Raw genomic sequence first — 15,344 nt, forward strand, 5'->3', positions numbered from 1 at the left:
TAACTGAAGTGGTGAGGGATGAATTATTATCAGGGAACAGAATCATTACGGATTTGTTCCAAGCCAGTGTAAGTATCAAAGGGGGATTTGCTACAGACTCCACTGATTATGATAGCAATGTACATTATGTAAAGCCTAACTTTACGGCCTCGGCTAAGCTTAGAAAGGACATTGTCTCCAAAGCGGGAGTCAGCAAGGTCGACCCTGGTCAGAAGGTTCCCAAGGTGAGCTTGGTCTATGACATCCGCTATGGAACTTATGGTCCCCACTATCCTATTGGGGGCATCATCGAAGTAAAGGGTAAGAACTTCACCTTAGATGAAGAACTGGAAATCCTTTTAGTTAGTGACTTCTCTGGAGAATCTGTCGGAGGGGTACATCTTCTTAAGATCACTCCTTCCAGTATTCTCTGTCAGTTACCTGATACTTTGGAAGCCGGGGAATACACCATGATCGTAGTTGTGGGAACAGGAGACGGAGCGCTCCGTGGTACCTATAAAACGATGATGAGTATCAGCTAGAGCGTAACTTACTAGATCCATCCCGAAGGCTATAGGCTTTCGGGATTTTTTAAGGCTCAAACATCAGATTTTGCCTAGGAGGAAATGGTGATTTTGCTTACTGAGTTTTGACCAAAGCTAGTAAGCAAATGGTCAAAACCTAACAGGCAAAGGAATGAAACTAAGTAAGCAAACGGGCAAAACCTAGTAGGCAAAATCCTTGTTTTGAGCACGAGAAATTGACAATAAGGAGACTCATTATGAATGTGTTAGACGCGATAGGTGGCTTGTTCCAACCGGCCTGTGACCTAATAGATGATATACATACTTCGGGAGAGGAGAAGCTGACTCTTCAGAATAAGTTGGAATCCATTAAGATGGGTATCCAGTCCCAGATGCTTAGTTATGAGGCTGAAGTCTTAAAGGCTCAGAGGGATGTGCTTGTAGCTGAAGCTCAAGGGCAGAGTTGGATACAGAGGAATTGGCGTCCCTGTTTGATGATGGTGATCATTGCCATTATAGGGAATAACTATGTGTTACTTCCTTATCTGAGTCTGGTATTAGGGAAGGCTCCGAAAATGGAAATGCCACCGGAATTGTTTAACCTTCTATCCATTGGGGTTGGCGGTTATGTTGTGGGACGTAGTGGTGAGAAGATTGCTTTGAATTTGAAGGGGGTTAGGGATAGGAAGTAAATAACCGAAAGGAATTATCTAAGAATATTTTGTCCCCCTGTCTTTGGATGGGGGGATTTTTTTGTGTAGAAAAAGTACTTTATGTAAGACTCCTAACACCTCTATAATTAAGATTATATATTTTAAAATTAGAGAGGAAAAAGTGGTTAAGAAAAAAAATACAGAGGAAGAGAAGAAAACAGCAATATATAAATATACAGCCCCTGCTATAAACGAAGATGAGGATCCGTTGTTCTCTGTTCTTAGCGATGCAATAAATGCAGATAATGTACTCAATATAGGAATAACAGGTCCTTATGGATCGGGTAAGAGTACTTTTTTACGATCGTACTTTAAAAAGTATGAGAAGAAGGGAGAGGATGAGCCTATTGAAGTTTCAGTTGCTTACTTTGGCACAGAAAATGATAGGAGATCTAAGGGAGATATACAGTACAATATTCTACAACAACTCCTCTATAAAGAAAAAGTGGAGACAAGTGAAGAATCAAAGCAAATATTTAAATTAGAGTTCAAACAAGCATGGAGTATAAAGCTCTTTCGAATATCAATACCTTTTTTATTCTTATCCTATTTACCTTTTCATGATTATTGGAACTTCTTAACTACTTGCTATTCTCTCTACCCTAGCCAATTGTTTGATGTAGTTCTACCTGATTGGCTGATTGATCTTCTTCAAATACCAGGATATTTATTTCTCGCCTATATTATCAATGTTCTACTACTACTAGGCAAAAGAAGCTTTAGATTAATCTCAAAAGTAAATACTCCAGTGGGGGAAATAGAAATTAGAAGAACTGAAGAGATATCCGTTATAGATCAAAATATGGATCGGATAATAAATTTTTTTAGGGAAAATAAAAAATATAGTTATGTAATTATTGAGGATGTAGATAGGTTGAAGGAAGAAGGTGGCATAAGCTTAATGCTAAAGCTACGGGAGATGAATCTTTTACTCAATAACTCTAAAGAGATTCAGCGCAAAATAATCTTCCTATATGCTGTAAAGGATGATTATCTAGATGGTGAGGAGCGAACAAAATTTTTTGATTTTATGATTCCCATAATTCCAATTATCAATCCTACTAGCTCATACGATTTCCTAGTTAAGGAGTATAGAGAAAAGGTAGATAACGATTTATTTCAAACTTGTAATCAAAACTACCTAGAAGATATTTGTATGTATGTGACGGATGCGAGAACAATTTTCACAATAATGAATGACTATTTTATCTATTATACTAAATTAAGACGAAATGAAGACCTCAAGGAGGACACCAAGAAAAAATCCCCTGATCTTGATGTTAAGAAGATATTTGCCATAGTTGTATACAAGAATTTCTTTCCACAGGATTTTGATGATTTGCATAGAAATATGGGTACGTTATATGATGTCTTTCATAGCTTTAAAGAAGGATACTTAAATAGGAAGATTTCAGATCTTGATGAGAATATCAGAAAAATACAACAAAAGCTGGAGCCACTAGAAAAGGAGCATTTAGAGGATGTTGAGGACTTAAGACGTATTATTCTATTTAAAATAGCTGATGAATATGGACGTATCTTTAATATTCGAAATTATTTCAGCTCTATTCATGATGAAAGCAATTTTAATAACATATTCTCTGACCTATCCAATCTTCATCAAATAAATATGCGGGATTTGAAGAAGGAATATGAAGATCGTAAAAGAATAATAGATTCTAAAAGTAAAATATTAAAAGCGAAGAAAGAGATTGAAGTTTTAAAGTCCAAAAGAGCTAATCTAAGATCATCAGCATTAAAAGATATTATAAGTAATGATATAGATGCTTTACGGAAGAAGTATAAGGATCTAGAAGACTCTATGAAATATAATTTGGATCTAGCGATATACCTAATTAAGAATGGATACATTGATGAAAATTACAGGTTCTATATTTCTCATTATCATGAAGGTGCCATCACACAGAGAGATAGAGACTTTTTAATAGCTGTAAAGAGTGGGGAGCCTTTGTCCTCAGACTATAATATTGATAACATTAATAATGTCTACCAAAGAATAAATCCATATGAATGGCGACAAAAGTCAATTATTAATAAAAAACTATATGATCACACTTTAGAGCATAACAAGGAAAAAAGTGAGTTAATATTAGAGCAAATTGTAAATCATAAATGCGATGAGCTATTTTCATTTTTTTTAACAACTAAAGATATACGAGAAAAATCTTTTACATGGTTATTATTGAATTATTCTCAATTTTCGCATGATTTAATAGAATATTATGAACATACTCAAGAGGAAGTAATCTATGATTTAATCATATTCTGTTCCGATTTATCTGATGATATAAAGATTTTTGATGAAAATATTGAATCAATAAGAACATGGATAGGACAAAAAGTAGATTTAAATCTATTAGATCATTTTAGAAAAACGGATAAGTTAGAGTCTATTAAAGACTTCTTTGAAAGAAATAATATAATATTCAAGTCTGTTAGTGATACTACTAGTAAAAATAATGTGGAATGGATTTTAGATTGCAAGCTATTTGAACTTAATAGATCAATGATCTGTTTGTTTTTAGCTGTGTTAGAACAGTCTGAAATAAATATAAAGAGAAATGATATTATTACTTCCATATTTAGAACTAATGATCAGAGGTTAATAGATTGCTATAAGGAAAATATTGAAATCATTGTTGGGATCTTATTAGAAAAAAATAATATTAACGAGGACGAGAAATATTTACATTTTCTTATTGAAGTATTAGATCAGGATAAGGAAAATGAAGAAAGTATAAAAGAAATAATCAATCGACTTCCAAAATATTACTTTACAGATATTGGTGATATTTCAAGTGAATATTATCTTGATTTAATACGGGTTAATTCTATTAATCCTACAATAGGCAATATACATAAACTAATTTTATCAGGAGATATCGAAAATAAAGTAATAGATCAATTAAAGAATGTTGAAGCGTCAAGCATATTCTGTAAAAGTATACAGTCAGAAGAAAATGAGTCGCCATATTTGGAAACTATAGAAAAGGTATTTATTGAAGTAATTACGAATGAAGACTTCAGTTTTGAAATATTTAAATCAGAGATTATTGCTTTTGGTAGAGAATTTGATATCGAATGGAGTTCTGTAAATAGTAATAAATTTAGTTTTCTCTTGGAAAATGATTTGATTTCTCTCTCGCAAGAGAACTATAAAGAACTTGCTGATCATGATGATAAAACTCTAGTCATATTATACTTAAATAAGTACATAAAAAATATAGACAAGATAGATATTGATAGTGATGTTGTCAGATTGTATATAAACGACGATAAGATCGATACAACATATAAAGTTACGATGTTTGAAAATACCATTGAGACTCTAATTGACGAGAATGATTTTGACTATGTGCTGGATACTATCTTGAAGCTTAGATATGATGGTATTATATATAGTTTTAATAGATTATGGGAAGGAATTTCGGATCGAGATAAACGTATAGAGTTGCTAATAATTCAGGAAGATAATATAAATCCTAGTGATTTTTTGGAGTGTTTTCATAATCTCGGATCAGAATATGAGAAGATAGGTTTGAGAGACCACAGACGTCCAACTATAACTTTCTCAGAGTCAAATAGAAGACTTCTAGACATTTTGATGGCCAAAGGTTTAATAAAGAAATATGACGAAGAGGTTAAAAAAGACGTTAGAGAACTAAGAGTTTTAAATCCTGAAAAGGGTTAAGATAATAAGAGAGCGAAAACAGAGATGAAAGAAAATAGTTTTAAAATGAATGATGTGGTGTATGGTAATGCAACATTGAATAATTTTATGTTATCAAGTTTTTTTAGGGAATTAAGTAGTGAAGCGAGAAACAAACTAAAACGAGCCTGTTCATCTTTATCTCAATGCTTTTCTGAAAAATATACCTCGTCAGGAGTTCTTTCTGTGATGATTACCTGCAGGACAACCCCATTCAAAGACAAACTTTAAACGGAATCCATCCAAAAATTGAGAGTAGTAATTATCACTTTTCTGCTTCAATATTAAAATATACTGGTTACTCGGTGTTTGCAATAGAGTACTTCCCTAACATTTTCACCCATTACTTCTTTATCAAAATATCTCACAAATTTCATTCCATTTTTTTCAGCAACCCGTAGTGAAGGTTTATTATCATATTTTGTATATGTATATACTACAGGATAATCAAAGATCTTAAATGCATATTCCATACAAGCTATTGCTGCTTCTGTGGCGAATCCTTTATTACAATATTCCTTTTTGATATGATATCCGAGTTCAGGTAATGGTTCACCTTCTATGTCTTGTATGGTTATTCCGCAATCTCCAAGAAAAATATTTCCTTCCTTTAAAATAACAGCCCAGAGTCCGTGCCTGTATTTTTTGTAATTATCTATATTCCATTTTATCCAATCCTCAACTTTTTTATCATTGAATGTTGTAGGATAAAATTTCATTGACTCTGGATCAGTTAGTATTTTAGATAACTCTTCTTTATCACTTTTAATTAATTCTCTAAGATAAAGTCTTTTCGTTTCGATTATTCTTTTCACAAGGATCTCCGACAAAATTACAATTGATATTAAAATTGATTACAAATTATCGTTAACTCTTTAAATTCTTCACTAGATAAATTATGCAGACTATAACTCCGTCTACTATAATTTTATCCAATGCTCTTTAAGTAGCCCAAAATGAACGACATCCCTATATTCACCTTTTATTTTTACTTCTTTCAATGCCACACCTTCTTTTTTCATTCCAACCTTTTTCATAACTTTTCCAGATTTTTCGTTTCCAACATAATGTATAGCTTCTACTCTATTTAATTCTAGATCAGTAAATGAAGCATCGATAATTCTGGCCAAGGCTTCGGTCATATATCCTTTATTCCAATAATTTTGATTTAAAACATATCCAAATGAGCCCTTATCATTTGGAGCATCAATTCTTAATTCTATACATCCTATGCATTTCTTCTGTAATTTTAATTCAATCGCAAACATTCCTGGTTTATGAAGAAACAAATCGGGAAACCTTTTTTTTGTGTATTCAATATCAGAATGAGGAGGCCATGTTAAATATGTAACGACTTCTTCATGGGAAGCATATTCAAAAACATCTTTAATATCAGATAATTCAAACCACCGAAGTGTTAATCGTTGAGTATCTAGTGATTTTATCTTCGAGAGTTTTTGATCATATATGGTTTTATTTTCACTCATATATAATTACTTATGTACAACATGTTATGATAGTAGTTTAAACAAATTATCTTAAGTGCTGAACCCTCTAGCATGGAATCCTCAAACACTTTTTATCTGATCTTACGTTGTTCATTTTCAATGCGATGGAATACGAGCTGATAATCAATTAATTCATTTGTTTCGATATTATCATTAAAGGAAATATCAAACAAATAGTTTGGAAAATCTGCTTTTAATTTCGTTTTGTAAATTTCCAACAGCTTCTTTCCTAAATATAAGACTTGATTCTTACTGCTTTCATTTTGTTGTTCCCAGACAAATAAATCCAATATATGAAAGTGGTTAAGAACGCTTTCAATTTGTGAATAATATTCAATAGATTCTATTTTTTTCCAAGTTTCAAAACTATCTACTGAAAAACGTGATTCTATAAATACACAACCCTCATGTTCTATAAAATTAGGCCAGAACATAAACGAATATCCTATTGCTAACTGGATATTTCCTTCACATCTTGTCCAATCAGAAATATCAAAGTCATCACCATTTTCTTTTTTCCAGCTTTTTAACTCTGGGATTAATTTTTCTTCATCAATCATTTAGCTTAGCCTTTATTAGATTATTGGTTTTATTTTTTGAATATATTTTCATAGTGATACTTGAGACTTGAAAGATCTAGATCTTTACGTGAATAATTTAAGTTTTTGTTATGAAATATATTTCTTTTATCAGTATGTTCTATCAACATAGTTTTAGGATTTATAGCAATTGATCCATAGTCAAATTCTGTATGATGATTTGGACATAAAATTATTAAATTACCGAGAACATCAGGTCCATTATAATTGCCTCCAAGAGGTATCAAGTGATGTGCTTCAGCATAAAAATCATAAGTAGGTAATACTATTTGCATACCACATATTTGACATTTCCAATTGTAAGTTTCTTTTACTTTACGTGATAATTTTGTATCTCTTATAATTCTAGAAACATTAACATCTTTGCGAGAAGGAGCACTATAGTCTGCATACGATGGTTCATTTACTGTAGGGACATGAATAATATTTTCAGAAAATGAAGGTGAAAAACTAATAGACTTAGAAACCTCATTAAATATAGCGTAGATTTCATTATTACATGGTGCTAGATAACGTTGCTGAATTCTTAACTCTTTTTCTTCCCCATAAAGAGTATAGAACTGACTTTTATCTTTTTTATACTCTTCTACTAATCTTTCAGTATATGAATTAAATATATTATTCACATAAGCTGATTCAGATAAAGGGTTATATTGATATAAATCAATTCTTTGATACGGTGCCATGTCAGCCCAGTCTGTTGGGTTTGGCGGTGAAGATTTAAGAGATTTTACTTTTGACTCAACTTTTGAAATTCCCACCCATTTATAGTCCGGATCTTTTAATAAATGTATAACAAAATCATTTTGTTTAACATCTCCTAGAATTTGCCATCGATTACGGCCACCTTTATCCTGTACAGGGCTCCATAAGCAAGTGCCAAAATCCCATCCAGGACCACCATGAATAGGGTTTGTTATTTCAATAAATACGGATTGATTATATTCTAATTCTGGTAACATATAAACCTTATTAAAAATTACACCTAACGTTTCTGGAATAGGTGGAGTACTGAAATGTCTATTTTCTATTATAGACCATAAGCACCATTGGGCAAACCAATATTGAGCTATGGATGTCGAAGTATACCTCTTTTTCAAACACCAACCTTAGCAAAATAAATAGAATGAGAGGCTTTTATTAAGTATACAATTTTTCAGCTAATTTAATTGATACTTATTTATCACTTTAACAAAACAAGACAGGGACAAAGCCTTTCTTTGTACACTCCTCAATGTAGGCACAGGCTGTAACATACGCTAGTCCCATTTTTCGAAAATTGGGAAATCTTTTAATCCCAGTTCTTTGTAAACGCCTACCTGATATCATAATCCAGAAAAGAAATACTTTCATTGTTGGAGAGAATTCTTTATGGTAGTGGGCTACGAATAAGAGAAGTATCCACCATTAAAATCAGACATCTAGATCTTTATTTTCTATAAATGAAAACGAAGCTATTCTCCTGACCAGGAACATCATCTAGTTCTCCAACTTTTACCATAAATCAATGCTTTGTGGTCCGGTCTTACTAATCCATAAATCTCTTTTTATTCAGAATCGAGACTCCATAGTGGATTGCAAAATGTGCAATTTTTGTAGCATATCCTTTACCCCAAAACTTTTCATCGATACGGTAACCTAAATTTAATTTTTCTTCATTTCCAAACATTTTATAACTTAATCCACCAATACCAATAATGTCAGCTCCTTTAGTGACTATTTTCCATTGGCCAAAACCATGAATGTTCCAATGATCTAATATTTTTGTAAAACTTTTTTAAGCAATACTAATCGACTTTATCGATCCAGAAGGATTAAAAAGATTGTTGTTGGGATTTTTGTTAAGGCACTATTTAAAATAAACACAGTCTTACTTTTTAATTCATAAGCTTCAATTAGGACTTATTCAAATGCGAAAGAATGGGCATTACAATCAGGTTTTCCTTTGGGATAATTAACAGTTATTATTCCTACTAATTCTAATTACCGTGTTAATTCTTTTGAAAGAGTTTCAATTGAACTTTCTTCAATTCATCAATAGTTATAGAATATATTATATCCGACACTTTTCAGCTCTGGGAATGACGCAATATCAGAACTCTGCTCATTAGCCCTTTTCCCAATTATTATTGATTTTCTTCTTTATTTGTTCTCGGTCTTACCTTTTAGATCCCTATATTAAATACACATCCATCACAACAGCCAACAACTCATACTGTCGTCCCTTCTTCCTAAAAACAAACAACACCCAAGAAGCATCTGAGTGCTTCACCTCAACAAGAGCACAATCTTTGCCAAAACGATTTTCAATTTCATTAGGAGTACAACGTTCGAAGCTATTAACATAGTATTCCTCTGGCTCTCTTATGGAATACGGACTATCAGAATAACCAAACGCTTCTTGTATAGCCTTACGCCCCTGTCCTATTTTTGTATCATCATGACTAAGCAAAACTTGATATAACTCTCCTACTTCTACGGAAGAATACTTACCTTCATAACGTGGTTGATTGGATTTGATTTCTTTGTAGACTTTATTAACAGCACTTATCAAATTATTTTTTGATTTATCATCAATGAGATAATCATCGATTTGACTTTGCACAATTTGCTGATGAGTTCGTCTTTGTTCTTTATAGACCTCCTGATAATTAAGAGGCCCACTAAGTCTTTTATATTTTTCATCACTAAAATCATACCCTTTAACTTGGATCACACTGTTAGGATAGGTGATGATCTTGACGTTGAAGTAAACAACAGGATCAACTCCTGGTACTTCATAATTAGAATTCAATAAATAACCATAATCCGTCTTATTAATGGTAGTTAAACCCATCCCTTCATAGGTCTCCCTCATTGATAGAGACTCTTGTCTTTTCCAATCTTGTTCAAAGTCTGCTGAGAAGTAAAAAGTGGGATTATAATCTTCTCCCCACGAATATGAGGCTTTTCGTTTGAAATGAAAGATATCGTCCCTATAACTATTTTCCAGTGATGTATAGACACCACAAATATCCCTATAAAAAGCAACCAATTCATAGAAGCTAATGTCACCTTTCAATGTCCTACTTACAGAAACTTTAATACCATTAATATTAATATTTATGATATCGATAGTATCTAAGTTAATAGATGAGTAAAGGGGTAAATCAGAGATAGGAATAATCGTTGAAACAAAGGGAGAATAAATCCAACCTCTCTGCTCCTCCGTTTCAATATATAACCAATATCCGGATAAGTTTTGAATGCTACTCTTTTCAGGGCTACGACTAAAAATGATAAAGGGATCTTCTTTGTTCAATAACCCAAATATAGAGGAATCAAGACTTGGTTCTGATCGCAACCTAACACGTTCATCATTACAAGTACCATAATAAATATCTATACCATTGGCTACTGAGTTATAAATCACAAAAAGGAGCATTATCAAAATAGTTATAGTCTTTTTATAATTCATATTTTTCCTTGTTCAAAAGTAAGTTAAAAATATTTCTCTTTTGATACTACTTCATCCAAGGATATAGATCAAATGTAACTTCACCAGATACGCCCTTGTCACACAAGGCAGGGGAACGCCCCCACCCTGTTCAAGATAAAATATTACCTTCCGGCCATCATAGCTTCAACGTCTGTCCCAACGTCACCAGTAGGCTTGATGTCAAAATTCTCAACAAGGACTTTAACAACATTAGGAGAAAGAAAGGCAGGAAGTGTAGGGCCTAAACGAATTCCTTTAACACCAAGAGATAGTAACGCTAATAGAACGGCAACAGCCTTTTGTTCGTACCAGGCGATATCATAGGATATGGGCAAATCATTGATATCCTCTAATTCAAAGACTTCCTTTAGCTTCAATGCTATTAAAGCCAGAGAATAAGAGTCATTACACTGACCGGCATCCAAAACTCTGGGAATACCATTTATGTCCCCTAAGTTTAATTTATTATAACGATACTTAGCACAACCAGCGGTCAAAATAATAGCATCTTGGGGAAGCTCTTCAGCGACTTCTGTAAAATAAGATCGAGTCTTATGTCGTCCATCACAACCACCCATGACAATAAAACGTTTAACAGCTCCTGATTTGACCGCTTCAACGACTTTATCTGCCAAGGCAAAAACCTGTTCATGAGCAAAGCCTCCTACAATAGAACCGGTTTCAATATTAGTAGGAGGATTACAAGTCTTGGCCTTTTCAATGATGGCAGTAAAATCTTTTTTACCATCTTTTTCTTCTATATGAACAACACCTGGATAACCAGCCATACCTGTCGTATAGATTCTATCTTTATAACTATCCTTTACAGGAACAATACAGTTTGTGGTCATTAAAATGGCTCCATTAAAGGAAGCGAATTCTGAATCCTGTTTCCACCAGGCATTACCGTAGTTACCTACAAAATGTTTATACTTTTTAAACTTAGGATAATAATGGGCAGGAAGCATTTCTGAATGCGTGTATATATCGACGCCTGAGTCTTTGCTTTGTTCCAGTAGTTGTTCAAAATCCTTCAGGTCATGTCCTGACACCAATATTCCAGGTCTTGAGCCCGCACCAATATTTACTTCTGTGATTTCCGGATTTCCATAAGTTTCTGTATTGGCTGTATCTAAAGTCGCCATAGCTGTGACAGCGGCTTCTCCTGTTTTAAGAGTCAAAGCGATTAATTTATCCACATCAGATTCGGATATTAAACTTTTCATTGTCTGAAGATGAAAATCCCAAAGTTTCTCATCATCATAACCTAGTACCTCTGCATGCGTAGTATAAGCAGCTAATCCTTTTAAACCGTAAGTGATCAATTCCTTGAGGCTTCTAATGTCTTCATTATTTTCTAATCTCACTCCAATACTTGTAGCTTTGGCAGCCCAGCCAGATTCAGGTAGATCCCAATTAGCAGAATCATGCTCAAATGAAGCTCCCTTTGAAAGTAATTCCCTGCGAATGACAATGGTCTCCCTGATTAACTCTTTAATACGATCATCATCAAAATTGGCATTAGTAATGGTTGCGAATAAAGCTCGAGCAATGAACTTTGCCACACTTACCCTTTCTTCCTTAGTTATGGCGTTCTTATCTTGAGCATTGATAACTAGTCCAGATAGACCTTTGAGGGAATAAATCAATAGATCCTGTAGGTTAGCTGTTGTTTCAGATTTACCACAGACACCCTTGATTTCACAGCCTGTTCCTTTAGCAGCTTCCTGGCATTGATAACAAAACATGTTAGACTCCTTTTCTTATTTTTCTTGAGTCTAGTAGAGGGGGCATTACGATTCCGTAACCTATGTTACAGAATTAACTTTTTTTATTTTTATAATAGTGATTATGGAATTATATAAAACACTTGCCAGGGAATATAAAGATATATTTCCTTGTACCAAGGATAAGCTTAGATTTGTTGAAAGCTATTTGGATCCAGAACACAATCAGGTAATACTGGATATAGGCTGTGCCACTGGAGAACTTCTCACACAGTTATCTACGGAGAATAGAGAACTAACAGGAATAGATCTAGATGAGAGTATGATAACGGAAGCAAAGAAACAAATCCCCTTATCTATAAAAGGGCAGCTCCAGTTTGTTCAATCGGATATGCTTTCCTTCTTGTCTGGATCAGAATCAGATAAATATAATCTGATAACTTGTCTGGGGAATACATTGGTCTACCTCCCTGATGAATCGGTATTATTTGATTTTTTAAAAGCGACTCAAAAGACACTGGTAAAGGAAGGAACCTTAATCCTTCAGATTCTTAATTACAGGAATCCTTCTCTCTCTCCAGGGTTCACCTTTCCTACAATAGAGACAGAAAATATGGAATTTACAAGGATATATGAAACAAGCAAGGATCTCACAAAACTAGGATTTAAGACCATTATAAAGAGTAAGATAAATGGGGAGATCCTGGAAGATAGACATGACCATACTCCCTTTTTAAGTAACAATATCCAAGAGATGGCCAAAGAAGTGGGATTTTCATCAACATTAATATTCCGTGATTACCATCATAGGGAGGCAGTAATTTCTGACTTCTTCCATTTGCTGGTAATGAAGAAATAGGCAGAGCAGAAACAAAATAGGACTACACTTAAAACAAGAGCTTCGATCTGAGTTGAGGTGCTCACTAAAAATGAAACACAGTGAGGAAGCAGGTTATCTGCTACCACTTGTTTCACCATAATATTGTTGGAGCATAGTGGGATAAGAACGGCAAATTGTTTACTGTTCATTATCTAGTCACCTAATCAATATATTGTATTCACCAAAGTGTACAAATTCGGCACATCTGAAAGAATAACCTCAAGAGCATCCAGCAAGCGATCACCACTTTCTAGAGAAAAGGGAAGAACATCTTGCCCATTCTTATAAAGCTCCTGATTTTGCCAAAGGATATCTCCATCTCTATTTACAATAAAGATGGTATTAACAAGGGGTTTTTTCTCATCAGAATAGAAAATACCACTAACCATATAGATCGTATTAGATATGGCTTGAACATCATTAATCTTGAAACTAACAGGATTTAGTCCCCATTCATTGTAAGTGCTAATAGAAGGAGCTTGAACAAAAAAGGTGGAGACAGGCTTTGAGGAACTTCTGTACTCATCGTACTCAAAGAAATATAGCCCATCTCGATATCCCAACAAAATCGTTCCATCATTATAGATGCAGGATCTATATGTTTGGAAATTTAGAGTAATACCGACATCTAATAAGGGTGTATTGGTGACAGTCTCTTTTTGGAGATCAAAGGTCATGATGTATGGAACACTTTCAACCGGAGAAGGCTCCTGAGTGTTATAGCAAATAACTTTATCATCACTTACATCCCAAATTTTTAATGCACTATAATACGTATAGTTATCTTTTGGATTATAAGTTTCCTTTTCTAATATGTTAAAATTCCCATCACAAACCGTCAAGAATATGGCCTGAGAATAGTCATTTTTGTCTTTACTCAAGTTTCCTTCAGAGAATATATAATATTTATCACCGGACTTTATAATGTCCCTAACCCATTCACGGGAAAAAGGGAATTCTGATTCTTCAGGTATAACCTTGGAGGGCGGAGCTAGAAGTTTCTCTTTCCCATACTTTCCAATGTCTATAATTTCAGAACTCACACCATCTTCTATATTAATAGGAAGAATCAATGGAAATATATCTTTTGCATCAGCATAGGCTTCATCTGTTCCACCGATCAAATAGAGATTAGATCCAACAAGAGCGAGCCCTAAACGCCCCCATTCATCGGCTTCGGGAATATTTATTTGTTTTAGAATATTCCCCTGTCGATTATAAATGGATATCACCCAACGGCTTTCCGCCCTTTGAGAGCCAATATTTTTGCCCAGAATAGCTATATCACCAGAGGGAAGATTCTCCCCATCGGTAAAAAAACAGCCTTTATCCCCATCTAAAGAGAAAAGCGTCTGCCGACTGACAGTATCAATAACCTCTAATCCTCTTTCAATATAGGAATGTCGGTCTTTCCACCAGAGAAACGGGTAAACCACACTCAGAGGCTTTGTATCAGAGATTATTTGTTCTTGAGAACTTTCATAGGTAAAAAGAGCTCTGACATGGTAAGCCCCCGGAAGCAGGCCGATTAAGTAACCGCTTTGACCTTTTCCAAGATTAATCTCACTTATAATATTACTGAAATCTTTATCTGTTGATACTTGAACAAAACCAGTCCCCCTAATCTTTCGCTGTTGAGTCCATTCAACTTCAATGGAGAGATCCTCTTCATAAGTAAATGTTTCTGCAGATACCTTGAGCTCTACATCGGACTGTCCTGACCCTTTATAGACTATAGAAACAGGAGTTGACCAGGAACCGGAGATTATTCCCAGAAAAATAGGTTTTACCCGAAAGAAATACAAACCGTTAACCAAGCTTGTCCCCTGAGATTCATCCCCTAACTTCAGACTTTTTTGCTCAGTCTCCCATTGATGCTCTATCTGGGCAAAGTCGGCATAAGCCGATGCCTGAACTAAGTAATTTCCAGCCATGGACACTTTATCCCACTCCAAGGTAAATTGAGCGCTCGTAACTATTGAATCGCTTCCTGATTCCAGTACGGATAACCTTCCGCTCTTACAGGAAGGGAGAATAAATGTTAGAGATAGGAGAAGGAAAAGCAAAAATGTTTTTTTCTGGAAGAATCTCATATACGTCCTTTTACTCCGATAACTTCAGCTGTTCGGAATTTGAAACCATAATTACTGTAGGTGACTTCAGATAATAAAGAAAGTCTTTTTTTTTAAAGAGGTTTGATTACTTG

Annotated in this window: 13 protein-coding genes; 5 read left to right on the forward strand and 8 right to left on the reverse strand. The window is 34.1% G+C overall.

Features of this window, described 5'->3' with window-relative positions; all coding sequences use genetic code 11:
- The 4 genes from K345_RS19420 to K345_RS23420 all read left to right on the forward strand — a co-directional run.
- Nucleotides 1-521 (forward strand): DNA-binding domain-containing protein (locus tag K345_RS19420; RefSeq protein WP_037571063.1); only part of this gene is annotated, 521 nt, incomplete at its 5' end.
- A gap of 239 nt (nt 522-760) precedes the next feature.
- Nucleotides 761-1,195: a 3TM-type holin gene (locus tag K345_RS19425; protein ID WP_053228011.1), complete on the forward strand. Its 435-nt coding sequence runs from the start codon at nt 761-763 to the stop codon at nt 1,193-1,195.
- Between the two features lie 142 nt (nt 1,196-1,337).
- On the forward strand, nt 1,338-4,928 hold the full coding sequence (locus tag K345_RS0102815) for a YobI family P-loop NTPase (RefSeq protein WP_156888278.1): 3,591 nt from the start codon (nt 1,338-1,340) through the stop codon (nt 4,926-4,928).
- A gap of 24 nt (nt 4,929-4,952) precedes the next feature.
- A complete protein-coding gene (locus K345_RS23420; protein WP_211227821.1) occupies nt 4,953-5,177 on the forward strand; it encodes a hypothetical protein in 225 nt (74 codons plus the stop codon).
- A 53-nt stretch (nt 5,178-5,230) separates the two neighbouring features.
- Here K345_RS23420 and K345_RS0102820 read toward each other — a convergent pair whose 3' ends face one another.
- The 7 genes from K345_RS0102820 to hcp form a co-directional block, all read right to left on the reverse strand.
- Nucleotides 5,231-5,761 (reverse strand): GNAT family N-acetyltransferase, encoded by a 531-nt coding sequence (locus K345_RS0102820; protein WP_028972886.1) that lies wholly within the window; start codon nt 5,759-5,761, stop codon nt 5,231-5,233.
- A gap of 105 nt (nt 5,762-5,866) precedes the next feature.
- The gene (locus K345_RS0102825; RefSeq protein ID WP_053228012.1) at nt 5,867-6,433 is read right to left on the reverse strand and encodes a GNAT family N-acetyltransferase; all 567 of its coding nucleotides are present in this window, start codon (nt 6,431-6,433) and stop codon (nt 5,867-5,869) included.
- A 92-nt stretch (nt 6,434-6,525) separates the two neighbouring features.
- On the reverse strand, nt 6,526-7,014 hold the full coding sequence (locus K345_RS0102830; protein ID WP_028972888.1) for a hypothetical protein: 489 nt from the start codon (nt 7,012-7,014) through the stop codon (nt 6,526-6,528).
- A gap of 29 nt (nt 7,015-7,043) precedes the next feature.
- On the reverse strand, nt 7,044-8,153 hold the full coding sequence (locus K345_RS22085) for an HNH endonuclease (protein WP_156888279.1): 1,110 nt from the start codon (nt 8,151-8,153) through the stop codon (nt 7,044-7,046).
- A 428-nt stretch (nt 8,154-8,581) separates the two neighbouring features.
- Nucleotides 8,582-8,815 (reverse strand): GNAT family N-acetyltransferase, encoded by a 234-nt coding sequence (locus K345_RS22760; protein WP_083963600.1) that lies wholly within the window; start codon nt 8,813-8,815, stop codon nt 8,582-8,584.
- 411 nt (nt 8,816-9,226) lie between these two features.
- On the reverse strand, nt 9,227-10,510 hold the full coding sequence (locus K345_RS0102845) for an SH3 domain-containing protein (protein ID WP_028972889.1): 1,284 nt from the start codon (nt 10,508-10,510) through the stop codon (nt 9,227-9,229).
- A 143-nt stretch (nt 10,511-10,653) separates the two neighbouring features.
- Nucleotides 10,654-12,279 (reverse strand): hydroxylamine reductase, encoded by a 1,626-nt coding sequence (gene hcp, locus K345_RS0102850; protein WP_028972890.1) that lies wholly within the window; start codon nt 12,277-12,279, stop codon nt 10,654-10,656.
- Between the two features lie 103 nt (nt 12,280-12,382).
- Between hcp and K345_RS0102855 the strand changes: the two genes are divergently transcribed.
- Nucleotides 12,383-13,117, forward strand: a complete 735-nt coding sequence (locus K345_RS0102855; protein ID WP_028972891.1) for a class I SAM-dependent methyltransferase — start codon at nt 12,383-12,385, stop codon at nt 13,115-13,117.
- 185 nt (nt 13,118-13,302) lie between these two features.
- On the opposite strand, the gene K345_RS0102860 is transcribed toward K345_RS0102855, so the two are convergent.
- On the reverse strand, nt 13,303-15,072 hold the full coding sequence (locus K345_RS0102860; protein WP_156888280.1) for a hypothetical protein: 1,770 nt from the start codon (nt 15,070-15,072) through the stop codon (nt 13,303-13,305).
- Nucleotides 15,073-15,344: the final 272 nt, after the last annotated feature.

The organism is Spirochaeta cellobiosiphila DSM 17781, assembly GCF_000426705.1.
GTDB classification, from domain to species: Bacteria; Spirochaetota; Spirochaetia; order DSM-17781; family DSM-17781; genus Spirochaeta_E; species Spirochaeta_E cellobiosiphila.